This window comes from Methylobacterium sp. HMF5984 (assembly GCF_045033435.1).
GTDB lineage: Bacteria > Pseudomonadota > Alphaproteobacteria > Rhizobiales > Beijerinckiaceae > Methylobacterium.
On sequence record NZ_JBJFLN010000001.1, the window covers coordinates 4,124,382 to 4,145,060 of the forward strand.

Here is a 20,679-nt window from a genome sequence, read left to right on the forward strand (position 1 = left end):
CGATCGGGGGCGGACCGTCCCGGCTCACTCGGCGGCTTCGGCCTCGGCCGTGTCCGCCTGGCCATGGCCGAGCTTGGCCACCGTCCGCACGATCGCGAGCACGTCGCGGCGCATCTGGTCGTTCTCGATCAGCGCGTAGGCCCGCAGCAGCTCGATCGCGCCGTGGGCGCTGAGGAAGCCGAACACGTCCTCCTTCGGCGCCGCGCCCTCCTCCTTCTCCTCGAAGAAGGCTGAGACCGGAACCTCGAGCAGGCGCGCGATCTCGCGCAGGCGCCCCGCGCCGACGCGGTTCTGCCCCTTCTCGTACTTCTGGACCTGCTGGAAGGTGACGCCCACCGCCGTCCCAAGGGCCGTCTGGCTCAGCCCTCGCGCCTTGCGGAGCGCGGTGATGCGGAGACCGACGAGGCGGTCGACGTCGGTGGTCTGTTTGGGCATCATCGTCAGACACAATCCCATTTCGCGGTCGCGACCGGGTGGGTGACCGTCATCCTCGGACGGTCGACACGCCGACCGGGAGATTGACAGCCGGTTGCGGAGGCCGCCACCTACCTCGCGCCCGTCACGGTGCCGTGCCAACGTCTTGTCAGAGCGAAGGGATAGCCACCTGAGCGCCTCAACTGAAGACAACTAGGACACGAAATAAATCTGAATGCAAGCTTAGATCGATCAGATCGAGGCCTTGTCACGACGTTTGCGCTGCGACGCTACGAGCCTGCGCTAAAACTATAGTATGTTGGTTCGACAGGTGGCGTCGGCCTACCGAAGCGGTCCTCGGTACGAATTACGCAGATTCGGGCGTTGGAATCAGGGTGGTGGCGAGATGCCACCACATCATGGAGACATCGATGTTCATTGCGATGAATCGTTTCAAAGTGGTTAAGGAATCGACAACGGATTTCGAGCAGGTCTGGCTCGGCCGCGACTCTCATCTCGGCGAGATGCCGGGCTTCGTCGAGTTTCATCTTCTGCGCGGACCCGAGGCGGAAGATCACGTACTCTACGCCTCGCACACGATCTGGCGCTCGAAGGCCGATTTCGAGGCCTGGACCCGCTCCGAGCAGTTCCGCAAGGCGCACGGCCGCGTGCCGACGACGAAGCCGCTCTATCTCGGCCACCCGCAATTCGAGGGCTTCGAGACGATCCAGACCGTCGGCGGGGCGAGCGGCGACGTCGCAGCGGCTTGATCACACGGCCTCGGCGTCCCGAAGGCGGGACGGCCGAGGTTCCTCCATCCCGGCCGCCGGCTCGTCTCCCCCCGGCGTGATGCGAACGGAGCGCGATCGGCGCCCCCGCATCGAAAACGGTTCCGGCACGCTCGAAGCCGAAGCGTGGCGGGCCGCCGACGCGTGGACGCCAGAGCGCGTCTTCGGCACGCATCGCTGCATCCCACCGCGTCGGCACGAGGGGCGTGCCTCCGACCCGCACCGGAACCGCCATCACTCGAACGTGAAGCTTGACCGTGAAGCCGTCGGGCCCCCGACGGCGTAGGACGGCCGCTGCGATTCGATTGCGCGTGATCGACGCGATCCTGACGAAACCCTCTCTCAGTAGTTTGCTCGCGTTGCGAGGCGCTGGTCGGACCCTTAAGGCCGAGTCATCTCGCGCAAGGTGACGGGTGTCGTGATCGCGGCCCTACGCTTGCTCCATAGTCCAAGAGTGCTCTTCTCGACGCGCGATCCGTGTCGTTTCGGGACACCGTCCGGTTCAGTTCGGAACATGGCGCGCCAGATGTTTCAAGATCGCCTGCCTGAGACTTTCCAGCCGCTGCCGACTTCGGCGGAGCGGCGGCGCAATGTATGGACGGCGCTGCTCCCGCGTCGGAGCCGCGGCGCGTTCCGCATCGGCATCTCGGCCTCGGTGGCGATGACCGACATCCTGTCGATCGTCATCACGACGATGGTGGTCGAATACGGCTATTTCTTCCTTCTGAACGGCGAGATGATGCCGTTCTCGGCGAGCTGGGGCCTGCAGCTCTCCGGTCTGCTGGCGATCGTCATCGTCGCGACGTCCGCCCTGCGCGAGGAATACGCGATCGAGGCGATGCTGGCGCAGAAGGCGTCGCTGCAGAAGAGCGCGGCCCGGTGGGTCGTCGCCTGGGCTGCGGCGCTCGTGGTCGGCTTCATCACCAAGACGACGAACGAGGTCTCGCGCGTCGTCGCCCTCACCGTGTTCGTCTCGGGCCTGCCGGTCTTGATGCTGGCGCATGCGGCGATGATCGGGCTCGTGCGCCGCAGCGTGACGCCGGCGTCCGCCTCGGTGAGCCGCGTCCACCTCGTCGGCTTCGAGGACGACATCGCCCGCTTCTACGCCAGCAACGAGGCCGATTCGCTCGGCCTGCGCGTCGTCGGCACCAGCTATCTCCGCCGGGTCGACGTCCGCGCGGACGAGGCCACGCGCCATGCGCAGATGTCGGAGGATCTCGACCTCGCAGTCTCCGTGGTGCGGTTCCTGCGCCCCGACGACGTCTTCATCCTCGTGCCCTGGGCCGACACCGCCGAGGTGGAGCGCTGCATCGACGCGTTCCTTCGGGTGCCGGCGGCGCTGCACCTGCGCCCCGGTTCCGTGCTCGACCGCTTTCCCGACATGCAGGTGTCCCGGGTCGGCCGCCTCTCCGGCATCAACATCGGCCGCCGTCCGCTGAGCATGGCCGAGGTGCTGCTGAAGCGCCTCCTCGACGTGACGCTCGCCACGATCGCCCTCGTCGCGCTGAGCCCGCTGCTCGCGGCCATCGCCGTGGCGATCAAGCTCGACAGCCCCGGCCCGGTGTTCTTCCGGCAGAAGCGCTACGGCTTCAATCAGCAACCCTTCGGCGTGTTCAAGTTCCGCAGCATGAAGGCCGAGGCGGAGGCGGTGTTCAAGCAGGCCTCGCGCAACGATTCGCGCATCACGCGCATCGGTGCCTTCCTGCGCCGGTCCAACCTCGACGAGCTGCCGCAGATCCTGAACGTGCTGAAAGGCGAGATGTCGCTCGTCGGGCCGCGCCCGCACGCGCTCGCGCACGACCGCAGCTTCGAGCGACGCATCGCCCTCTACGCGCGCCGACACAACGTCCGCCCCGGCATCACCGGCTGGGCGCAGGTCAACGGCCTGCGCGGCGAGACCCTGACCGACCTCGACATGGAGCGCCGGGTCAACCACGACCTGCACTACATCGACAACTGGTCAATCTGGTTCGACATCCAGATCATGTTCCAGACGGTGTTCTCGCGCCGCGCCTACCGCAACGCGTTCTGAGCCGGAGATTCGCGAGCGGCGTCCCGGGATCAGTGGGCGCCGTCGGCCTGCCGCCCGTGGCAGGCGCCGCACTCGCCCTCGACCTCGAGGATCCGGCTCGCCGGGCGGAACCCCGCCCGCTCAAGGGTGCGCCCGAGCCCGGCCTCGATCTCGGGCGAGGTGGTCTCGTCGATGCCGCCGCAGCTCCGGCAGATCAGGAACACCAGCCCCTCCCCCGCGCCGTGCTCGTGCGCGCAGGACACGAACGCGTTGCGGCTGGCGATGCGGTGGACGAGGCCGTTCTCGGTCAGGAAGTCGAGCGCGCGGTAGACCGAGACGGCGGCCACCCGGCGATCCGGCCCGCTCAGGCGCTCGGCGATGTCGTAGGCACCCATCGGCTTGCCCGTCTCCGCGACGGCCTGCAGCACGTCGTGCCGCAGCTTGGTGAAGTGCAGGCTCCTGTCGCGGCAGAGCTTCTCGGCACGCGCCATCGTCGCGGCGGCGTGCTCCGCGCCGCACGCCTCCCCTTCTTGCCCGACGTGATCGTGCATCCCGATCCTTGCGGCCGGGGCGCCCCGATTGAACGCCGCCGGTGTTACAGTGTATCACCACGGATTATAGGCTGCGCCACCGGTCCGGGCAACGGATCGGCCTTCGGCGCTCGCGCACCCTCGACGAAGATCGTCCCCTTGAGACCCAGATCCCGCACGCCGGCTTCCTCGGCCGCATCGCTGTTCCAGAGCGGCCTGGCGTTCCGCCTCGGCCTCGCCGCCGCGCTTGCCGCGCCGCTCTGGCTGGCGATCGCCTGGACGCTGGGCGCGTGACCGCGCGCACGCCCTTGGCCGCCGGCGACATCCGCCTCGACGGACTGACGCTCGGCTACGACCGGCATCCGGCGGTGCACCACCTCGACGGCACCATCCGCCGCGGCGACCTGCTGGCGCTGGTCGGCCCGAACGGCGCCGGCAAGTCGACCCTGCTGAAAGGGCTGATCGGCGAGATCCCCAGCCTCGACGGGCAGATCCACCGCGGCATGCCGGCCCGCACGCTGGCCTACCTGCCGCAGGCCGACGAGATCGACCGCAGCTTCCCCCTGAGCGTCCTCGATCTCGCCAGCATGGGCCTGTGGTGCCGATCCGGCGCCTGGCGGAGCCTGCTCGGGCATCGAGGCGCCGTGCTGAAGGCGCTCGACGCCGTCGGGCTGTCCGGCTTCGAGGCGCGGCCGATCGGCACCCTCTCGGGCGGCCAGTTCCAGCGCGCGCTGTTCGCACGCCTGATCCTCCAGGACGCGCAGGTGCTCCTGCTCGACGAGCCGTTCACCGGAGTCGACGCGCGCACCACCGCCGACCTGATCGCGCTGATCCGCACGTGGCACGGCGAGGGCCGGACCATCGTCGCGGCGCTGCACGACCTGGCGCAGGTCCGTGCGTACTTCCCGAAGACGCTCCTGCTCGCGCGGGAGCCGGTCGCCTGGGGCGCGACGGCCTCGGTGCTGTCGCCGCAGAACCTCGCCCGCGCCACCCGCCTGTCCGAGGCCTGGGACGAGGACGCCGCCATCTGCGCCCACGACCATGCCCAAGTCGCCCCGGCACCCGACGGGTCCGGGCACGACGATGGGCACGATCACACGCACGGGCATCACCATCGCCCGGCCCCACCCAAGCAGCACGAGACCGCGGCGTGATCGATCCCTTCGCGCCGTTCGTCGAGTTCGGCTTCATGCGCCGGGCGTTGGTCGGCTGCCTCGCGCTGTCGATCTCGGCGCCGCCGGTCGGCGTGTTCCTGATGCTCCGACGCATGAGCCTGATGAGCGAGGCGATGAGCCATGCCATCCTGCCCGGCGCCGCCGTCGGCTTCCTGGTGGCGGGCCTGTCGCTGCCGGCGATGACGCTGGGCGGGCTCGTCGCGGGGCTCGCGGTCGCCCTGCTCGCCGGCCTCGTCACCCGCTCGACCGTGATCCGCGAGGATGCGAGCCTGGCCGCGTTCTACCTGATCTCGCTCGCCGCCGGCGTGCTGCTGGTGTCGATGCGCGGCTCGCAGATCGACCTGCTGCACATCCTGTTCGGCACGGTGCTGGCGCTCGACGACCCGGCGTTGCTGCTGCTCGGCGGCATCGCGACGGCGACCATGTTCGGCCTCGCGCTGATCTACCGTCCGCTGGTGATGGAATGCGTCGACCCGCTGTTCCTGCGCACGGTGAGCCGCAGCGGCGGCCCGGTGCACTACGCCTTCCTCGGCCTCGTGGTGATGAACCTCGTCGGCGGGTTCCAGGCGCTCGGCACCCTGCTCGCGGTCGGGCTGATGCTGCTTCCGGCGATCGCCGCCCGGTTCTGGGCGCGCGGGCTCGGCACGCTGATCCCGGCCTCGATGCTGATCGCGGTGGTGGCGAGCTTCTCGGGCCTGAGCCTGTCCTACCATCTCGACCTGCCGACCGGGCCGGCGATCGTGCTGGCGGCCGGCGCGCTCTATCTCGTGTCGATGCTGGCGGGCCCGCGCGGAGGGCTGCTCTACCGCTTGGTGAAGCCGCGGCATCTCGAGGCGTGAGCCGGAGCCGCACGATCGCGGTTCAGAGGTGGACCAGGCTCATGATCCCGGCAACGATCGCGTAGGCGAAGCCGGCATTGAGCAGCACGCCCAGGCTCCCGATCCCGAGACCGACCAGCACCAGGATGCCGTCGCGCTCGACCAGCCCGAGGCCGACGAGGCAGACGGCGAGCCCGAGCGGGATCTGGCCGATCACCGGCGCGGCGACGATCAGCGCCAGCGACAGCGTCAGCAGGGCGATGCCCATGCCGCGCATGCCGAGCGCCGTCTCGAACACGCTGAGCCGTGGCCGCGACCAGCGCTCCAGCCGCCGCAGCACCGGCACGGCGCGCTTGACGGCCCGCTCGACGTCCTTCCGGGCGACCGATCGTCCCAGCAGCGCCTTCGGCAGCCAGGGCGACGACTTGCCGATCGCGATCTGCACGGCCACGAGCAGCAGCAGCAGGCCGCAGACCAGGGGGATCGGCGGCGGCATCGGCAGGCAGTTCGGCAGGCCGAGCAGCACCACGAGCAGCGCGAAGGCACGGTCCCGCAGCACCGCGACGATGTCGCCGACGGTCAGGCGGTCTCCCTCTTGGCTGGCGAGAACCGTGAGGACGTCGGACGTTCGGGCACCGGAATACAAAACGTGGCCGCAGGTTGCTGTCCCGGCGCGGGCTCTAGCCGAGTTCGGCACCGCCGCCAAGCATGAGCCTCGCCCCCGCCCCGGCGGCGCACCGTCCGCGGGAAACCGACAAGCCTGGAAGCTTCAGAAAGGACATATTTCCTTCAGGTTGGCTAGACGATTCATGCGTAACTTGCAGTTACATACTCAGAGTTGCGGTTGATTGTTTCACGGCCGAATGGTGGAAAAATCGACGACCGTCTTTGAAACTGTCGCGACATCTCTCCTGAATCGCCCCATGTTGCGAGCCTTCGAGATATAAGATTTTCATCTCGTATTAGGAGTCATCGGCTTGGCACGGCTCGCGTCCCCGCACCGAAGGCGCCGTCTCGCGGCGGCGGTGGCGTGCCTGCTCTGCACCGTTCCAGCCGCATCCCCCACGGCTCGGGCCGGCGATCTCGACACCCTGCTGTTCGGCAGCCTGGATGCCGGCGCCGCGAATTTCCTGTCCATCGGCGCCAAGATCGCGCTGGACAAGCTCGCCCGGCCGGGTTTCGTCGCGCTCGCCAGCCTCGGCGGCGGGCGCCGCAACGAGATGGCGTGCGGCTGCGATTCGTGGGGCAGCGCTCGCCTGTCGCGCTACACCGTGCTCGGCGCGGCGCTGGCGGGCTATCAGTGGTTCCCGGATTGGGGCGTCGTCGCGCTCTATGCCGGGCCGGAGGGTGCGTACGAAGCCCTAACGGACGGGCGCAGCGTGGCGACGCTTCCGATGCGTTGGGGCCTTCGCCTGCACGGCGAGGTCTGGGCGCGCCCGACCGACGAGAGCCTGGTTCAGGCGACCCTGGTCCTGGGCTCGGCGCGCGATTCAGCCTGGTCCCGGATCGCCCTCGGCTATCGCGCCTGGGGCTTCTACCTCGGCCCCGAAGTCAGCCTCTACGCCGACCGGACCGGCTATACGAAGTGGAATTTCGGCGCCCACGCCACCGATTTCGCAGTCGGCAGCTACAGTTTTCGCGTGTCGGGCGGCGTACAGGTCGAGAGTACCGAAAGGCGGCCGAGCCCGTACCTCGCGTTGTCGGTGTGGACGCCGTGGTGAGCGATGCTCGACCCATCCGCGGCTGGCCGAACCATGCTACGATTGCCAGCAGCAGACGCAGCGGAAACGCGACGTCGTTCGGTTGGTGATCGTATGGACGCAATCAGCATCTTCGACGCAGAAAGTTCGCTCGGCTCACTTCTCGATGCGCTCGAGGCTGGCCAGGACGTGCTCGTCCTGCGCGACGGCAAACCCGTCGCACGGCTCGTCCCGCCGACCCGTGAGGATACCACGGCCCTGACGGTTGGCGGGCTGCGCGCGTTGCGCGATCGCATCGCCGCCCGCGGTGAAACGTTCAGCCCAGATGAGATAGAGATTTTTCGTAGCGAAGACCGCCGGTGAGCCTCTGCATCCTAGATGCGTCGATGGCCCTCGCTTGGGTCCTGCCGATCGAGAGCGATGCGAGCGATATTCTCGAACAGGTCGCGGCAAAAGGTGCGATCGTGCCTGGCCTCTGGGCTCTCGAGGTCGGGCACGTCCTTCTTACGGCTGAGCGGAAGCGCCGCATCGTAACGGCAGAGAGGACTCAGGCTCTCGAGCGTCTCGCAGCCCTACCGATCTCGATCGATACCGAGACCGCGCGACATGCCTGGTCGGCGACGATGACGCTCGCCGCCAAGCACGGGCTCTCGCTGTACGATGCGAGCTATCTCGAATTGGCGATTCGGTGTTCACGCCCCCTCGCCTCGCGCGATGCGAAGCTCCTTCGCGCCGCGTCCGCCTGCAGCGTTCCAGTTATCGTTTAATCTCGCCCGCCGGCGCATCGGCGCTCAGCCCATCGAGGAACGACGCCGCGTCCGCCGCGATCTCGGCCTTGCGCGCGGGCGGCATCGCGGCGAGCGTGCGATAGGGCATCGACAGGCGCGGGTTGCCTTCGAGGCGGCCGGCGTTGGCGATGAGGAAGTTCCAGTACAGGTAGTTGAACGGGCAGGCGTCCGGGCCGGCCTTCTTCGCGACGTCGTAGCGGCAGGCGGCGCAGTAATCGGACATCCGGTTGATGTAGGCACCGGAGGCCGCGTACGGCTTCGATCCCATCACGCCGCCGTCGGCCCACAGCACCATGCCGTGCACGTTCGGCAGCTCGACCCACTCGTAGGCGTCGGCGAAGACGATCAGGTACCATTCCTCGACCTGCGCCGGCGAAAGCCCCGCGAGCAGGGCGAAGTTGCCGGTGACCATCAGGCGCTGGATGTGGTGGGCATAGGCATGGGCCCGCGTCTCGGCGACGACCTGCGCGAGGCAGTTCATCTCCGTCTCGCCCGACCAGTAGAACCACGGCAGGTCGCGCTGCGCGTCGAGGGCGTTGGTCTCGGCATAGGCCGGCATCCGCGCCCAGTAGAGGCCGCGCACGTATTCGCGCCAGCCGAGGATCTGGCGGATGAAGCCCTCGACGCAGTGTAGCGGGGCCGCGCCCTCGCGATAGGCGCGCTCGGCGGCGCGGCAGACTTCCTCCGCGGTGAGCAGGCCGGCATTGAGCGGCGGCGAGATCAGCGCGTGGTAGAGGAACGGCGCGCCGGTCTTCATCGCGTCCTGGTAGTCGCCGAAGGTCGGCAGGCCGTCGGCGATGAAGTGCTTCAGGGCTTCGATCGCGTCGCGGCGGGTCACCGGCCAGCCGAAGCCGTCGAGGTCGCCGAAATGCCCGGCGAACGCCCGGGCGACGAGGTCGAGCACCGCGCGCGTCGTCGCGTCCGGCTCGAAGCGCAGGCGGCTCGGGACGGCATGGCCCCGCGGCAGCTTCTTGCGGTTGTCGGCGTCGAAGTTCCACTGGCCGCCGACGGGATCCTTGCCGTCCATCAGCAGGCCGGTGCGGCGGCGCATGCCGCGGTAGAACGTCTCCATGCGCAGCGCCCGGCGGTCCCCGGCCCAGTCGGCGAAATCGCGGCGCGGGCACAGGAAGCGGTTGTCGTCGCGGATCTCGACCGGGACGGCGAGGTCGTCGCGCCACGCCTGCATCATCGACCAGACCCGCCATTCGCCGGGTTCGGTCACGACGACACGGTCCGGCGCGTGCCGGGCTACCGCGCGCGCGAGCTCACCGGTGAAGCTGCCGCTATTGCCGGGATCGTCGAGGCGGACGTAATCCACCGTGACGCCCTCGGCTTCGAGCTCCGCCGCGAAGTGGCGCATGGCCGAGAACAGGAAGGCGATCTTCTGCTTGTGATGGCGGACGTAGGTCGCCTCCGCCATCACCTCGACGATGAGCACCACGTCGGGCGCATCGAGATCGACGAGGCTCGACACGCGCCGGTTGAGCTGGTCGCCCAGCACGAAGCGCAGGGTCTTCCGCCCCGCGGTGTTCCGCGTTGCCAAGCGCCTCAGCCCTTGGTGCGCAGCATCGAGCGGCCGCCGTCGGCGCCGATGATCTGCCCGGTGATCCAGCCGGCCTCGGCCGAGACGAGGAAGGCGGCGAGCCCCGCGATGTCCTCCGGCGTGCCGAGGCGCTGCAGGGCATGCATCGCGGCGATGCCCTGGGCCAGGGTGGCATTGCCGGTGATCGCGGCGGCGAGCGGCGTCCGGGTCAGCGAGGGCGCCACCACGTTGATGCGCACGTGCGGCGCGAGTTCGGCCGCCAGCGATAGGCCGAGGCCTTCGACCGCCCCCTTCGCCATGGCGACCGAGGCGTGGGCCGGAAACCCCTGTGCCACCGCGACGGTGGAGAACAGGACGACGCCCGCGCCCGCCTCGCCGGCACCGGCCTTCAGCGCGCCGGCCGCTGCCTGGATCGCCGAGAAGGCGCCGAGCGCGTTGATCCGGAAATCGGTCTCGGCGTCCGCCCGGGTCAGGCGGGCGAGCGGGCGCAGGTTGATGGTGCCGACCGCGTAGACGAGGCCGGCGAGGCGATCGCCTGCCTCCGCGGTAGCCTGAGCGAAGAAGTCGGGGTCGGCGACGTCGCCGGCCGTCACGGTGGTCTCGCCGAGCTCGGCCGCCGCGGCTTCGAGCCGGCCGCGGTCGCGGGCCGCGAGGTGGAGGCCGTAGCCGCGGTGGCGCAGCGCCTCCGCCGTCGCCCGGCCGATGCCGCCCGTGCCGCCGTAGATCAGAACCCGTTGCATGCTCGCCCCCGTCGCCGCCGAACGCCCCTTGCCGGCGGAGACGGTTCGACAAGATGAAGCTAAGGCGTCGTGGAGGACGGGGGAGTCGGTCGAGGCCGGCGCGGCCGTTCCACAAGGTCGCATCCCATCGAGACCGCCGGAGAATCCAGGTTCATGAAGTTCGCCTTCGCCGGCATCGATTTCCTCGGCGGCGTGTTCGAGGGCCTGATCGAGGCCGGCTGGACCCCGATCAAGCTGTTCACCCGCCCCTGCGACGGGCTCTACGATCACAACGACGTGGTGGTGGCGCGCGCCCGTCAGCTGCGCCTGCCGATCCAGCTCTCGCGGCTGAAGGCCCAGGATCTCGACGCGCTGAACGCCGCCCACGGCCGCGACTGGGCGCTCGTCGTCGCGGGCTATCCCTGGCTGATCACCGGATGGCGCACCCGCGCGGCCTTCGGCTTGAACATCCACCCCTCGCCGCTGCCGACCGGGCGCGGACCCTACCCGCTGTTCCGGGCGGTGGAGGAAGCGTACGAGACCTGGGGCGTCACCGCCCACGTGCTCGCCGAGGAGGGCTTCGACACCGGCGACATCCTCGCGCAGGACCTGTTCCCGCTCGACGCCCAGGAAGACCACGAGACGCTGCTGGCCAAGTGCCAGATGGCGGCGCGGCGGCTCGCGACCGGGCCGATCGGCCGCGATCTGCCGGCGCGGTGGCGGCGGCCCGAGCCGCAGGGCGACGGCTCGTACTGGGCGCGCGCGAGCGACGTCGACCGCACCCTCGACTTCCGCGCCGACGTCGCCGCGATCCTGCGTCGGATCCGCGCTTTCGGATCGATCGAGACGCTGGCGCGGCTCGGCGACGCTCGCGTCTACGTCGCGCAGGCCGGCGGCTGGCGCGAGGCGCACAAGCATCTGCCCGGCACCGTCGTCCATCGCCACAGGCGCCACGTCGTGGTTGCGGCCCGCGACGGCTACATCCAGATCACACGGTGGTCGCCGGTGGGGCTGGCCGAAGCCGGACAGATCGGGCGCTGACCGGATGTCCAGGCGAAGCGGGGGCGATTCCGCAAACAAGAGTTCGGGCCGGACATCGGGGAAGATGATCCGCAAGGGCGACCTGCCGACAAAGCTGTGCGCGCAGTGCGGGCGGCCGTTCGCCTGGCGGAAGAAGTGGGAGCGGATCTGGGACGAGGTCCGATTCTGCTCGGATCGCTGCCGAAGCGAGGCGAAGAAGGCCTGAGCCTTCAGAGCCGAGCCAGCATCTCCGGCGTGTCGACGTCGAGCGCGGTCCCGGGCTCTCCCGGAATTTCCAGGACGTCGGCGCGACCCTTCAGCAGCGGCCCGGCGCCGTGATCGCCGGACAGGCTGGCGATGGCGTCGCCGAGCACGCGCCGATCGAGCAGCACCGGGTTGCCGCGGCGCCCCGCGATCGTCGGCACCACGGCACTCGGAGCCGGCTTCGCGGCCCGGTAGGCGGCGGCGAGGCGATCGATCTGCTCCGGCGTCACCCGCGGCATGTCGCCGAGCAGGATCACCGCCGCATCGGTCTCGGCCGGCAGCGCGGCGAGTCCCGCCCGCAGCGAGGTCGAGAGGCCGGAACCGAACGCGGCGTTCTCGACGAAGACGAGGTCGAGATTGTGAAGGACGGCGCGCACGGCCACCGCATGGGCCCCGAGCACGACGACGACCGGACGGGCCCTGGACGCGAGGGCGGCTTCCGCGGCGTGGCGCACCAGCGGCGTCCCGTCGAGCCGCGCGAGCAGCTTCGGTTCGGTGCCGAAGCGGGTGCCGCGCCCGGCGGCGAGCAGGACGGCACCGATTCCGATGTCAGGCATCGTCGGCGGCGCTCGGTTCGCCCGATCGCGGCTGCGGCCGCGAGACGATCTCCATCAGCAGTCCGCCGACACCGAGCGCGACGATGTCGGCGCGGGTGACGGGCAGGTCCGCGAGCAGGCGGTGCAGCACCCAGTCGAACCCGTTCTCCTTGGGCGAGCGGGCGCAGCCCGGCGCGCCGATCACCGGAACGTCCCCCAGCGCTCCGAGCAGTAGCAGGTTCCCGGGATCGACCGGCATGCCGAAATGCATCACCGCGCCGCCCGCAGCCGCGATGCCGGCCGGGATCACGTCGCGGCGGTCGGCGATGGCCGAGGCGCCGAACACGATCGCCAGGTCGGCGCCGTCCTGCGCGGTCGCCGCGGCCAGCGCCTCGGCGACCGCGCCGGCCGCGTGCGGAACGCGACGATCGGCGACGATCTCGGCGCCGGTCGGCGCGAGCCGATCCGCGAGGACGGCCAGGGTCCGGTCGACGGTGGTCTCCTTCAGGCTCGGCAGCCGTGTCGAGACCACGCCGACCCGGCGGCGGCGATAGGGCGAGACCCGCAACGCGCCGGCCGGCGCGGCGGCGCACGCATGCGCCAGGACCGTTCCCGGCACCGCGTAGGGGATGATCTTGATCGTCGCGACCATCTCGCCGGCCACCACGGGCTTGAACGGCGGCAGCGTCGCCGCGGTGATCGCCTCGTCGACGCCGTTGAACGCATCGATGCCGGCTCGATCCACGACCAGAACGCCGGGCCCGACCGCGAAGAGGTTGCAGCGTCCGGTGAACGGCGGCTCGCAGCGCAGGCCGGTCCCGGCGAGGTGCCGCGCCAGGGTCTCGGCGGCCTCGTCCTCGCCGACGTCGCCCGGCTCCAGGGAGACGGCCACCAGATCGCGCACGCCCTCGGCCGCGAGGCCTGCAATCGTTTCGGGCGAGATCGCCCGGCCCTTGCGCAGGGTCGCGCCGCCGGCCTTGATGGTGTGGGCGGCGATGAGGCCGAGCGCGGATCCGACCGGAACCGGCCCGAACTTCACGAAGCCGCCTCGCGCGGCGCCCGACGCAGGGCGGCGACGATCTGCGCCATCACCGACAGCGCGATCTCGGCCGGGCTGACCGCGCCGATGGCGAGCCCGATCGGGGCGCGGATGCGCGCCAGCTGGGCCTCGGAATAGCCGGCCTCGATCAGCCGGACCGCGCGCGCCGCATGGGTTTTCCGCGAGCCGAGCGCGCCGATGTAGAAGCACTCCGCCGAGAGCGCAGCCTTCAGCGCCGGATCGTCGATCTTGGGATCGTGGGTCAGCGCGGCGAGCGCGCAGTAGCGATCCAGCGGCGGCACCGCGCCGCCGAGTGCCGCGTCCGGCCAATCCGCCACCAGCGCGACGCCCGGAAACCGCTCGGGGCTGGCGAAGGCGGTGCGCGGGTCGATCACCGTCAGCGCGAGGTCGAGCGCGGCGGCCATCGGCACCAGGGCCTGGGTGATGTGAACGGCCCCGACCACGACGAGCCGGACCGGCGGCACCTGGACCGTGAGGAACAGCGTCCGGCCGTCCGCCTCGACGAGGCCGCTCCGACCTGCGGCGAGGTGCCGACCGAGCGGTTCGGCGAGGGCGTCGGCGGCGATATCGGCCTCCCGAACCAGGCGCTGCCCGCCGTCGGCAATGTCGGTGACGAGGATCGCGGCGCGGCGGGCGGCGCGCTCGGCGTTGAGGCCTTCGAGGATGTCGGCGCGCATGTCAGTCGATCCGCTCGACGAAGATGCGGATGCGGCCGCCGCAGGAGAGCCCGACCCGCCACGCGGTCTCGTCGGCGACGCCGAACTCGATCACCCGCGGCTTGCCGTCGGCGATGGCGTCGGCGGCTTCCGTGATGACGGCGCCCTCGACGCAACCGCCGGAGACCGAACCGAGAAAGTTGCCCTCGCCGTCGACGACGAGGTGGCTGCCGACCGGACGCGGCGCCGATCCCCAGGTCTCGATCACGGTCGCGAGCGCCACGTCGCGGCCGTCGCGTCGCCAGGACGCGGCGGTGTTCAGGATGTCGGCTTCGGTCGAGATCATCGGCGTGCCTCGAAGGCCGCGCGCGCCGGCCTCAGGATGCGGGAGCCCGGTCGCGGGCTGAGAGGTTCAGGTATGGCATCGTGGGCGGGGCGCAAGGCGCGCGCAGCGGCGGCGTTGCACCGAACGCATGACGACCGACTTCGCGCGTCGGTGCAAACGCCGGCCGTCGCCGTGTCCAAGCGCTCAGCGCCCGCTGCGCCGGGTCGCCACGGTGGCGAGCGCGGCCAGGTCCTTGTCGCCGTCGCCGTGCGCGATCGCGTCGATGAGGTTGTCCCGAAGGACGCTCGCGAACGGCATCGGCACGTTCACCGCCGCCGCGGCGCCGAGGGCGAGGCCGATATCCTTGGCGCCGAGGCGGAGGCCGAAGCCCGGCGGCTCGTAGCGGTTCGCCGCGATCGACGCGCCGTAGCCCTTGTAGACCGGCGAGGCGAACAGTGTGCCGGTGAGCATGTCCAGAAGGTCGGCGCCGGCCACCCCGTGACCTTCGGCGAAGGCGGCGGCCTCGCCCATCGCCTCGATCGCCGAGACCAGCATGAAGTTGCCGGCGAGCTTCACGGCATTGGCCTGATGCGGCTCGGTGCCGAAGCGCCACGTCTTCGTGCCCATCGCGTCGAGGAGCGGGGCTGCGCGGTCGATGGCGCCGGCATCGCCCGCGGCGATGATATTGAGGGCGCCCGCCGCGGCCGCGTCCGGCCGCCCGAACACAGGGGCGCCGACATAGGCGATGCCGGCGCGCGCATGGATCGCGGCCAGTTCCTGCGCCAAGGCGACGGAGATCGTGCTCATCGACAGGTGGATCGCCGGCCGGCCTGCGCTGTCGAGCAGCCCGCCCTCGACGATGACGGAGCGCAGCGCTGCGTCGTCCGACAGCATGGTGATCGCCGCGTCGCCCGCGAACGCCTCGGCCGCACTCGCCACCGGCGTCGCGCCGGAGATCCCGTGCGCAGCATCCGGGGTCCGGTTCCAGACGCGGACGGTGTGCCCGGCCTCGACCAGCTTGGCCGCCATGGCGCGCCCCATGCGCCCGAGCCCTATGAATCCGACGTCCATGCGCTTCCTGCCTTCCGATGCCCGCTCGGCCTCAACGCCGATCGCGCCGGTCCGATGCAAGGCTCGGCCGTTCATTCCGCCGCGGCGGCGATCCGGGTCTCGGCGGGTTCGGCCGGGATCGCGGCGGCCAGCGGCAGCTCGATCGCGGCGGAGAGGCCGCCTTCCGGGCGATTCGTCAGGGTGAGCCAGCCGTCATGCGCTTCGACGATGGCGAGCACGATCGACAGCCCGAGGCCGAAGCCGCTCGCGTCGTTGAGGTTGCGGGCCCGGTCGCCGCGCACGAACGGCTGCAGCATCGCGTCGCGTTCGGCATCGGGAATGCCGGGACCGGTGTCGCCGACCACGATGCGGACGCCCCGCGACGTCTGCTCCATCGAGAGGCGCGCGCCGCCGCCGTACTTGACCGCGTTGTCGACGAGGTTGGTGATCGCCCGCTCAAGCTCGTCGGGCTTTCCGCGGACGAGCACGTGGCGGCTCTGCGTGACCACGACGTCGGCGCCGACGTCGCTGAACCCGTCGCAGACCGTCTGCACCACCGAGGCGAGGTCGATCAGCGTCCGGGCGCTCGACGCGCCGCCCTGGCCGTCGCGGACGAAGGACAGGGCCGCCTCGACGAGCGCGTTCATCTGGTCGAGATCGCGCAGCGTCATGATGCGGGTGTGGTCGTCGTCGATGAACTCCGCGCGCAGCCGCAGGCGGGTGATCGGTGTGCGCAGGTCGTGGCTGATCGCGGCCAGCATCTGCGTGCGGTCGTCGATCAGGCGTCGCACGCGGTTGCGCATCCGGTCGAGGGCGCGAGAGACCGCGATCACCTCCCGCGGACCGGCCTCGGGCAGCGCCACGTGGTCGTCCCCGGTGCCGAAGGCCTCGGCGGCGCCGGCGAGCCGCGCCAGGGGCGCCGTCAGCGCCCGCGTCGCCCACACCGAGAGCAGCGCCAGCGTCAGGGCGAGGAAGATCACGGTGAAGATGATCGCGCCTTCGTGCGGCGGCCTGAGCGGGTCGTCGGGCAGGCTCGCCTGCAGCCGGGCGCCGTTCGGCGTGACGATCCCGAGGCGGAGGTAGCCGTCGGCGCGCATCTCCGGCCCGCCGATCTCGACCACGGTCAGCGCCCGGCCGAAGCCGTTGCGCAGGCGGCGGACGACCGGGCGGTTGAGGCTTTCGCCCTCGGCAGCGGTCCCGGTCCAGGGCGCAATCTGAAGGTTCGGCACGCTGCGTGCCGCATTCGCCAGAAGGGCGTCGCGGTCCGGCACGGGAGCGTTGTCGAGGAGGCGGGCGACGATCGCGAGGCGCCCTGCCGCGACGCCGGGATGGTCGTCCGGCTTCCAGGGCTCGCGCAGGAGCACGAAGGCCGTGGTCGCGACCGCGTGCGCGACGACGATCGCGGCCACCACGAGCAGGGCGATCTGCCCGGCGACGCTGCGCGGGCGCAGGCGGCTCCGGATCCGGCCGAACCTCATGAGCGCGTCACCTCCGGCGTGAACAGGTAGCCGCCCGAGCGGATCGTGCGGATGATCTCGGGGTTGCGCGAATCGCGCTCGATCTTCTGGCGGATCCGGCTCACGAGCACGTCGATGCTGCGCTCGAACGGGCCGGCGCTGCGCCCCTGGGTCAGGTCGAGGAGCTGGTCGCGCGAGAGCACGCGGCCCGGGCGCAGGCACAGGGCATGGAGCAGGTCAAACTCCGCGCCGGTGATCGAGATGCGCGCGCCCTCCGCGCTCAGCACCTGCCGCAGCGAGACGTCGAGCGTCCAGCCGACGAAGTGCATCCGGCGCGCGCCCTCCTCCTCCGCCACCTCGTTGCCGGTGCGGCGCAGGACGGCGCGGATGCGGGCCAGCAGCTCGCGCGGGTTGAACGGCTTGGCGAGATAGTCGTCGGCGCCGATCTCGAGGCCGACGATGCGGTCGATCTCCTCGGCCTTGGCGGTGAGCATCAGGATCGGGATCGCCGAGCTCGCGCGCAGGCGCCGGCACAGGCTGAGGCCGTCCTCGCCCGGCAGCATCAGGTCGAGGACGATGAGGTCGACCCGGCCGTCGGCCAGCGCCCGGTCCATCTCCGCGCCGTCGCCGGCGAGGGTGACGCGGCAGGCGTTGCCGCGGAGGTAGCGCGCGACCAGGTTCGCGATCTCGCGGTCGTCCTCGACGATCAGGATATGCGGGCTGGCGGGCGCGTTCATCGGCGGTCGTCTTCGGTCGCGTCCCGACGGGACTTCGCGGCTCCTTATGGCCCGAGACGCGCGACAATCGAAGATGGGGGGCGGCGGCAAATTTGTAACGACGTGTTTCTCATGCGCGTTTCGGTGTGCGGCATCTCGAAGACGCAAGACGTTGCGTCCGCAAAACCACGCGACAGCTTGCGGCGACGGCGATCAGTACCCGCGGGCTCTGTCCACACCCGCCGGTACCCGTCCGGTGCTGCGGAAGGCCGCCACGGCCCCGGCGACGATCGCGGCCGCCGAGGCTTCGTCGGTCGGCGCCGCGACGTGAGGCAGGACCGTGACGTTCGGGTGGTCCCAGGCCGGGTGGTCGCGGGGCAGCGGCTCCTGCGCGAACACGTCGAGCACCGCGTGCCCGACCCGTCCGTCATCGAGCGCCTGCCACAGGTCGGCCTCGACGAGGTGGGCGCCGCGGCCGAAGTTGATCACGCCGGTACCCGGCGCCAGCCGGGCGAAGCAGTCGCGATCGAGGATGCCGCGGGTCTCGGCGGTGAGGGGCAGCAGGTTGACGAGGTAGGCCGCGCCGTCCAGCGCCGTGCCGAGGCCGTCGCGGCCGGAATGCGCAATCAACCCCGGAATCGCGGTGCCCGATCGGCTCCAGCCGCGCACGGGAAAGCCGAGCCCGAGCAGCAGCTCGGCCGAGGCCCGCCCCATCTCGCCCATCCCGAGGATCGCGACCGGGCACGCGCCGGCCGCGCGGGCTGGGTGCTGGCGCCATTCGCGGCGGCGTTGCTGCGCGGCGTAGAGCGGGAGATCGCGGTGCAGCGCGAGCACGCAGGCCGCGACGGTCTCGGCCATCGTTCGCGCCAGCGTCGGATCGACGAGACGGACGATGGGGACCGGCGGCAGCGTCGCGTCCTGCAGCAGGCGCTCGACGCCGGCCCACAGGCTGTGCACCCAAGCGAGCGCCGGCAGTCCGGCCAGCGCTCCCGGAACCGGGTTGGCGACAATCGCGATCGCGACCGTCGAGCGATCGAACTCGTCGGCAGCCGTCACGATGCGCTCGCCCGGCATCGCGCGGGCGAGCGCGTCGCGCCAGATCGCTTCCTCGGCGGGCGATCGGCTGGTGGCGAGCAGGATGGGCTCAGGCATGAGGGTGCCTCGATCGGTCGACAGGGTTGCTGATAGCCTCGGCATCGGCTTCGAACGGGCCTCCGTGGCCATCGGCGCGGGGCTGCCGGCGGTTCGGCGCAGGGCTCCCGGCCTTTTCGGATCGGTTCTTCGCGCCAGATATCGGCTTCACTCCCTTGATCCGACCTGTGAGGAAGAATGGCCAAGCCCGTCCATGCGATGATCCGCGTCCGCGACGAGGCGCGCTCGGTCGCCTATTACGAGGCGGCCTTCGGGCTCGCCATCTCCGACCGCTTCGACTTTCCCGATTTCACCCTGGTGTACATGCGGGCGCCGGACTCGCCCTTCGAGATCGAGCTGACGGTGAACAAGGACCGGACCGAGGCCTACGACCTCGGCGACGGCTACGGCCACGTCGCCGTCACCGTCGCGGATCTCGCCGCCGAGCACGCCCGCTTCACCCGCGAGGGGCTTCCGGCGACGGACATGAAGACGCTCAAGCACGGCGACACTGAGCTGGCGCGGTTCTTCTTCGCCACGGACCCCGACGGCTACAAGATCGAGGTGATCCAGCGCGGCGGCCGCTTCGCCTGACCCCGACACGAACCGACGAGACCATGACCCGCATGAACGGCCCGACCCGCATCGTCTGCCTCCGCCACGGCGAATCGACCTTCAACGCCGCCCACCGCGCAACCGGCCGCGATCCCGACCATCGCGACGCCCGCCTGACGCCGCGCGGCCGGGAGCAGGCGCGCGCGGCGCGGGCGGCGCTCGCCGAGATCCCGTTCGACCTCGTGGTGGTCTCGCCGCTGACCCGCGCGATCGAGACGACCGCGCTGGTCTTCGCCGACCATCCGGCCGAGCCGAAGCTCCTCGTCGAGGTGCTGCATCGGGAGTGCCAGGAGAGCAGCTGCGACGTCGGCCGGGTCGCCTCCGAGATCGCGGCGGAGTTCCCGCATCTCGACGTCGGGCACCTGCCCGAGGTGTGGTGGCACGCCGAGGAGGGGTCCGACGTCGGCGGTCATCCGGTCGAGCCGCGGCACCTTTTCGACCAGCGCGTCGCCGGGTTTCGCGAATGGCTGCGCGCGCGGCCCGAGCGGACGATCGCAGTGGTCGGCCACGGCACGTTCTTCTTCCACCTCACCGGCGTCTGGCTCGACAACTGCGAGACCGTCGAGCTCGATCTCGACGCGGCTTCCGCCGCCGCCTGACGCGAACGCGTGATCGCGGCTCAGGCGTGCGCGGCCGATCGGGCGGCGTCGAGGCGGTCGCGCGCGGCGAACAGGTCGATGTCGGGCGCCTGCCGCCCGATCCGCAGCGCGCCGTCGAGGATCACGGCCGCCCGCGCCCACGTGCCCGGGGCGAACGGCGCCGCCCCCTCGGCGATCTCGGCCGCGCAGCGCGGATCCTCCGCTGCGCGGATCGCCGCGCTTGCGGTGCGGGAGACCGCGGCCGCCAATGCTCCAGAGAACCAGGCGCGCTGACCCGATGCGGCCTGCGCTCGCGCTCCACCCGCCCAGGCGGCCGAACGCGCGGCCGCCAGCGCCTCGTCGAGATCCGCCGCGTCGGCGCAGCGGGTGGCGAGGTCGGCGAATCCGGCCCGCTCGAGCAGCGGCGGCAGAAGGCTGCGGATGCTTTCGAGGGCCAGAAAGGCCGTCCGCTCCGCCTCGACCGCCGGCGTGTCGGCGGAGCCGGACAGGCGCAGGACGAAGGCCCTCAGGCGGTGGCGCTCGCCGTCCGGCATCGCGTCGTTGAGGCCGAGCGCGTAGGCCGCGAGCGGGCGCGAGAAGCAGGGCGGGCATTCGTCGCTCGACCGGATCGCGCGGTAGGGCAGCCCCGCGGCGACGAGGGCCGCCTCGTTGATGCAGGTGCCGCCGTCGGGTCCCGGAAACGGGTGCGAGCCCGAGAGCAGCCGCCAGTTCAGGATGTGGTCGAACCCTGCCATGCGGCGCCTCGCGTGCCGGGCTCCCCGCCC

Annotated in this window: 26 protein-coding genes; 12 read left to right on the plus strand and 14 right to left on the minus strand. The window is 71.0% G+C overall.

Annotation, left to right across the window (positions count from 1 at the left end; all coding sequences use genetic code 11):
* Positions 1-24 precede the first annotated feature (24 nt).
* Positions 25-438 (minus strand): helix-turn-helix domain-containing protein, encoded by a 414-nt coding sequence (locus ACFZ8E_RS20015; RefSeq protein WP_147727032.1) that lies wholly within the window; start codon positions 436-438, stop codon positions 25-27.
* A gap of 407 nt (positions 439-845) precedes the next feature.
* Here ACFZ8E_RS20015 and ACFZ8E_RS20020 point away from each other — a divergent pair, with 407 nt between their 5' ends.
* Entirely contained in the window at positions 846-1,184 is a 339-nt protein-coding gene (locus tag ACFZ8E_RS20020) for an antibiotic biosynthesis monooxygenase (RefSeq protein ID WP_147842240.1), read from the plus strand.
* A 544-nt stretch (positions 1,185-1,728) separates the two neighbouring features.
* Positions 1,729-3,234, plus strand: coding sequence for an undecaprenyl-phosphate glucose phosphotransferase (locus ACFZ8E_RS20025; RefSeq protein ID WP_405043628.1), 1,506 nt, complete (start codon positions 1,729-1,731; stop codon positions 3,232-3,234).
* Positions 3,235-3,263: 29 nt separating this feature from the next.
* Here the strand turns inward: ACFZ8E_RS20025 and ACFZ8E_RS20030 are convergent, their stop codons facing one another.
* A complete protein-coding gene (locus ACFZ8E_RS20030; protein WP_405043629.1) occupies positions 3,264-3,764 on the minus strand; it encodes a Fur family transcriptional regulator in 501 nt (166 codons plus the stop codon).
* Positions 3,765-3,902: 138 nt separating this feature from the next.
* Between ACFZ8E_RS20030 and ACFZ8E_RS20035 the strand changes: the two genes are divergently transcribed.
* From ACFZ8E_RS20035 to ACFZ8E_RS20045, 3 genes are read left to right on the plus strand one after another with little or no spacing between them, the layout of a single operon-like run.
* Entirely contained in the window at positions 3,903-4,037 is a 135-nt protein-coding gene (locus ACFZ8E_RS20035; RefSeq protein WP_405043630.1) for a hypothetical protein, read from the plus strand.
* Complete coding sequence (locus ACFZ8E_RS20040) at positions 4,034-4,897, plus strand: metal ABC transporter ATP-binding protein (RefSeq protein WP_405043631.1); 864 nt, start codon at positions 4,034-4,036, stop codon at positions 4,895-4,897. The genes ACFZ8E_RS20035 and ACFZ8E_RS20040 overlap by 4 nt, the downstream gene beginning before the upstream one ends.
* A 35-nt stretch (positions 4,898-4,932) precedes the next feature.
* Positions 4,933-5,757: a metal ABC transporter permease gene (locus tag ACFZ8E_RS20045; protein ID WP_405044423.1), complete on the plus strand. Its 825-nt coding sequence runs from the start codon at positions 4,933-4,935 to the stop codon at positions 5,755-5,757.
* A 22-nt stretch (positions 5,758-5,779) separates the two neighbouring features.
* Here ACFZ8E_RS20045 and ACFZ8E_RS20050 read toward each other — a convergent pair whose 3' ends face one another.
* On the minus strand, positions 5,780-6,382 hold the full coding sequence (locus ACFZ8E_RS20050; protein WP_243936881.1) for an exopolysaccharide biosynthesis protein: 603 nt from the start codon (positions 6,380-6,382) through the stop codon (positions 5,780-5,782).
* Positions 6,383-6,713: 331 nt separating this feature from the next.
* On the opposite strand from ACFZ8E_RS20050, the gene bcsS reads away from it, so the two are divergent.
* The 3 genes from bcsS to ACFZ8E_RS20065 all read left to right on the plus strand — a co-directional run bounded on the left by bcsS (position 6,714) and on the right by ACFZ8E_RS20065 (position 8,203).
* Positions 6,714-7,457 (plus strand): cellulose biosynthesis protein BcsS, encoded by a 744-nt coding sequence (gene bcsS / locus ACFZ8E_RS20055; RefSeq protein WP_405043633.1) that lies wholly within the window; start codon positions 6,714-6,716, stop codon positions 7,455-7,457.
* Between the two features lie 93 nt (positions 7,458-7,550).
* Complete coding sequence (locus ACFZ8E_RS20060) at positions 7,551-7,799, plus strand: type II toxin-antitoxin system Phd/YefM family antitoxin (protein WP_187275457.1); 249 nt, start codon at positions 7,551-7,553, stop codon at positions 7,797-7,799.
* Positions 7,796-8,203, plus strand: a complete 408-nt coding sequence (locus tag ACFZ8E_RS20065; protein ID WP_405043634.1) for a type II toxin-antitoxin system VapC family toxin — start codon at positions 7,796-7,798, stop codon at positions 8,201-8,203. The genes ACFZ8E_RS20060 and ACFZ8E_RS20065 overlap by 4 nt, the downstream gene beginning before the upstream one ends.
* Here the strand turns inward: ACFZ8E_RS20065 and ACFZ8E_RS20070 are convergent.
* Together ACFZ8E_RS20070 and ACFZ8E_RS20075 are read right to left on the minus strand one after the other, a co-directional pair.
* Entirely contained in the window at positions 8,193-9,767 is a 1,575-nt protein-coding gene (locus tag ACFZ8E_RS20070; RefSeq protein WP_244032986.1) for a cryptochrome/photolyase family protein, read from the minus strand. The two genes, ACFZ8E_RS20065 and ACFZ8E_RS20070, sit on opposite strands and share 11 nt — an antisense overlap.
* Positions 9,768-9,772: 5 nt before the next feature.
* Positions 9,773-10,507, minus strand: coding sequence for an SDR family NAD(P)-dependent oxidoreductase (locus tag ACFZ8E_RS20075; RefSeq protein WP_243931921.1), 735 nt, complete (start codon positions 10,505-10,507; stop codon positions 9,773-9,775).
* A gap of 153 nt (positions 10,508-10,660) precedes the next feature.
* Between ACFZ8E_RS20075 and ACFZ8E_RS20080 the strand changes: the two genes are divergently transcribed.
* Positions 10,661-11,527 (plus strand): formyltransferase family protein, encoded by an 867-nt coding sequence (locus tag ACFZ8E_RS20080; protein WP_147859014.1) that lies wholly within the window; start codon positions 10,661-10,663, stop codon positions 11,525-11,527.
* Positions 11,528-11,591: 64 nt separating this feature from the next.
* The gene (locus ACFZ8E_RS20085) at positions 11,592-11,732 is read left to right on the plus strand and encodes a DUF2256 domain-containing protein (protein WP_405043635.1); all 141 of its coding nucleotides are present in this window, start codon (positions 11,592-11,594) and stop codon (positions 11,730-11,732) included.
* Positions 11,733-11,736: 4 nt separating this feature from the next.
* Here ACFZ8E_RS20085 and ACFZ8E_RS20090 read toward each other — a convergent pair whose 3' ends face one another.
* The 8 genes from ACFZ8E_RS20090 to ACFZ8E_RS20125 form a co-directional block, all read right to left on the minus strand.
* The gene (locus tag ACFZ8E_RS20090; RefSeq protein ID WP_244032985.1) at positions 11,737-12,327 is read right to left on the minus strand and encodes an NTP transferase domain-containing protein; all 591 of its coding nucleotides are present in this window, start codon (positions 12,325-12,327) and stop codon (positions 11,737-11,739) included.
* The gene (locus ACFZ8E_RS20095) at positions 12,320-13,345 is read right to left on the minus strand and encodes a molybdopterin-binding protein (RefSeq protein ID WP_405043636.1); all 1,026 of its coding nucleotides are present in this window, start codon (positions 13,343-13,345) and stop codon (positions 12,320-12,322) included. Before ACFZ8E_RS20095 ends, ACFZ8E_RS20090 begins: the two co-directional genes overlap by 8 nt.
* On the minus strand, positions 13,342-14,043 hold the full coding sequence (locus ACFZ8E_RS20100; RefSeq protein ID WP_243984043.1) for an XdhC family protein: 702 nt from the start codon (positions 14,041-14,043) through the stop codon (positions 13,342-13,344). Before ACFZ8E_RS20100 ends, ACFZ8E_RS20095 begins: the two co-directional genes overlap by 4 nt.
* A 1-nt stretch (position 14,044) precedes the next feature.
* Positions 14,045-14,368, minus strand: a complete 324-nt coding sequence (locus ACFZ8E_RS20105; RefSeq protein WP_147728569.1) for an XdhC family protein — start codon at positions 14,366-14,368, stop codon at positions 14,045-14,047.
* 183 nt (positions 14,369-14,551) lie between these two features.
* Positions 14,552-15,418, minus strand: a complete 867-nt coding sequence (locus tag ACFZ8E_RS20110) for an NAD(P)-dependent oxidoreductase (RefSeq protein ID WP_147728570.1) — start codon at positions 15,416-15,418, stop codon at positions 14,552-14,554.
* A gap of 71 nt (positions 15,419-15,489) precedes the next feature.
* Positions 15,490-16,875 (minus strand): ATP-binding protein, encoded by a 1,386-nt coding sequence (locus ACFZ8E_RS20115; RefSeq protein ID WP_405043637.1) that lies wholly within the window; start codon positions 16,873-16,875, stop codon positions 15,490-15,492.
* On the minus strand, positions 16,872-17,591 hold the full coding sequence (locus ACFZ8E_RS20120) for a response regulator (protein ID WP_147728697.1): 720 nt from the start codon (positions 17,589-17,591) through the stop codon (positions 16,872-16,874). Before ACFZ8E_RS20120 ends, ACFZ8E_RS20115 begins: the two co-directional genes overlap by 4 nt.
* 192 nt (positions 17,592-17,783) lie before the next feature.
* Positions 17,784-18,722, minus strand: a complete 939-nt coding sequence (locus ACFZ8E_RS20125) for a 2-hydroxyacid dehydrogenase (protein WP_405043638.1) — start codon at positions 18,720-18,722, stop codon at positions 17,784-17,786.
* A 177-nt stretch (positions 18,723-18,899) separates the two neighbouring features.
* On the opposite strand from ACFZ8E_RS20125, the gene ACFZ8E_RS20130 reads away from it, so the two are divergent.
* The gene (locus ACFZ8E_RS20130; protein WP_243949107.1) at positions 18,900-19,295 is read left to right on the plus strand and encodes a VOC family protein; all 396 of its coding nucleotides are present in this window, start codon (positions 18,900-18,902) and stop codon (positions 19,293-19,295) included.
* Positions 19,296-19,318: 23 nt separating this feature from the next.
* Entirely contained in the window at positions 19,319-19,915 is a 597-nt protein-coding gene (locus ACFZ8E_RS20135) for a histidine phosphatase family protein (RefSeq protein ID WP_405043639.1), read from the plus strand.
* A 20-nt stretch (positions 19,916-19,935) separates the two neighbouring features.
* On the opposite strand, the gene ACFZ8E_RS20140 is transcribed toward ACFZ8E_RS20135, so the two are convergent.
* Positions 19,936-20,649 (minus strand): hypothetical protein, encoded by a 714-nt coding sequence (locus ACFZ8E_RS20140; RefSeq protein WP_405043640.1) that lies wholly within the window; start codon positions 20,647-20,649, stop codon positions 19,936-19,938.
* Positions 20,650-20,679: the final 30 nt, after the last annotated feature.

Coding starts and splice junctions, on each gene's coding strand:
- ACFZ8E_RS20130 (WP_243949107.1), top strand. CDS start 18,900: ATGGCCAAGCCCGTCCATGCGATGATCCGCGTCCGCGACGAGGCGCGC.
- ACFZ8E_RS20125 (WP_405043638.1), bottom strand. CDS start 18,722: ATGCCTGAGCCCATCCTGCTCGCCACCAGCCGATCGCCCGCCGAGGAA.
- ACFZ8E_RS20080 (WP_147859014.1), top strand. CDS start 10,661: ATGAAGTTCGCCTTCGCCGGCATCGATTTCCTCGGCGGCGTGTTCGAG.
- ACFZ8E_RS20045 (WP_405044423.1), top strand. CDS start 4,933: ATGCGCCGGGCGTTGGTCGGCTGCCTCGCGCTGTCGATCTCGGCGCCG.
- ACFZ8E_RS20020 (WP_147842240.1), top strand. CDS start 846: ATGTTCATTGCGATGAATCGTTTCAAAGTGGTTAAGGAATCGACAACG.
- ACFZ8E_RS20135 (WP_405043639.1), top strand. CDS start 19,319: ATGACCCGCATGAACGGCCCGACCCGCATCGTCTGCCTCCGCCACGGC.
- ACFZ8E_RS20140 (WP_405043640.1), bottom strand. CDS start 20,649: ATGGCAGGGTTCGACCACATCCTGAACTGGCGGCTGCTCTCGGGCTCG.
- ACFZ8E_RS20085 (WP_405043635.1), top strand. CDS start 11,592: ATGATCCGCAAGGGCGACCTGCCGACAAAGCTGTGCGCGCAGTGCGGG.
- ACFZ8E_RS20120 (WP_147728697.1), bottom strand. CDS start 17,591: ATGAACGCGCCCGCCAGCCCGCATATCCTGATCGTCGAGGACGACCGC.
- ACFZ8E_RS20090 (WP_244032985.1), bottom strand. CDS start 12,327: ATGCCTGACATCGGAATCGGTGCCGTCCTGCTCGCCGCCGGGCGCGGC.
- ACFZ8E_RS20025 (WP_405043628.1), top strand. CDS start 1,729: ATGTTTCAAGATCGCCTGCCTGAGACTTTCCAGCCGCTGCCGACTTCG.
- ACFZ8E_RS20015 (WP_147727032.1), bottom strand. CDS start 438: ATGATGCCCAAACAGACCACCGACGTCGACCGCCTCGTCGGTCTCCGC.
- ACFZ8E_RS20115 (WP_405043637.1), bottom strand. CDS start 16,875: ATGAGGTTCGGCCGGATCCGGAGCCGCCTGCGCCCGCGCAGCGTCGCC.
- ACFZ8E_RS20030 (WP_405043629.1), bottom strand. CDS start 3,764: ATGCACGATCACGTCGGGCAAGAAGGGGAGGCGTGCGGCGCGGAGCAC.
- ACFZ8E_RS20105 (WP_147728569.1), bottom strand. CDS start 14,368: ATGATCTCGACCGAAGCCGACATCCTGAACACCGCCGCGTCCTGGCGA.
- ACFZ8E_RS20110 (WP_147728570.1), bottom strand. CDS start 15,418: ATGGACGTCGGATTCATAGGGCTCGGGCGCATGGGGCGCGCCATGGCG.
- ACFZ8E_RS20100 (WP_243984043.1), bottom strand. CDS start 14,043: ATGCGCGCCGACATCCTCGAAGGCCTCAACGCCGAGCGCGCCGCCCGC.
- ACFZ8E_RS20075 (WP_243931921.1), bottom strand. CDS start 10,507: ATGCAACGGGTTCTGATCTACGGCGGCACGGGCGGCATCGGCCGGGCG.
- ACFZ8E_RS20060 (WP_187275457.1), top strand. CDS start 7,551: ATGGACGCAATCAGCATCTTCGACGCAGAAAGTTCGCTCGGCTCACTT.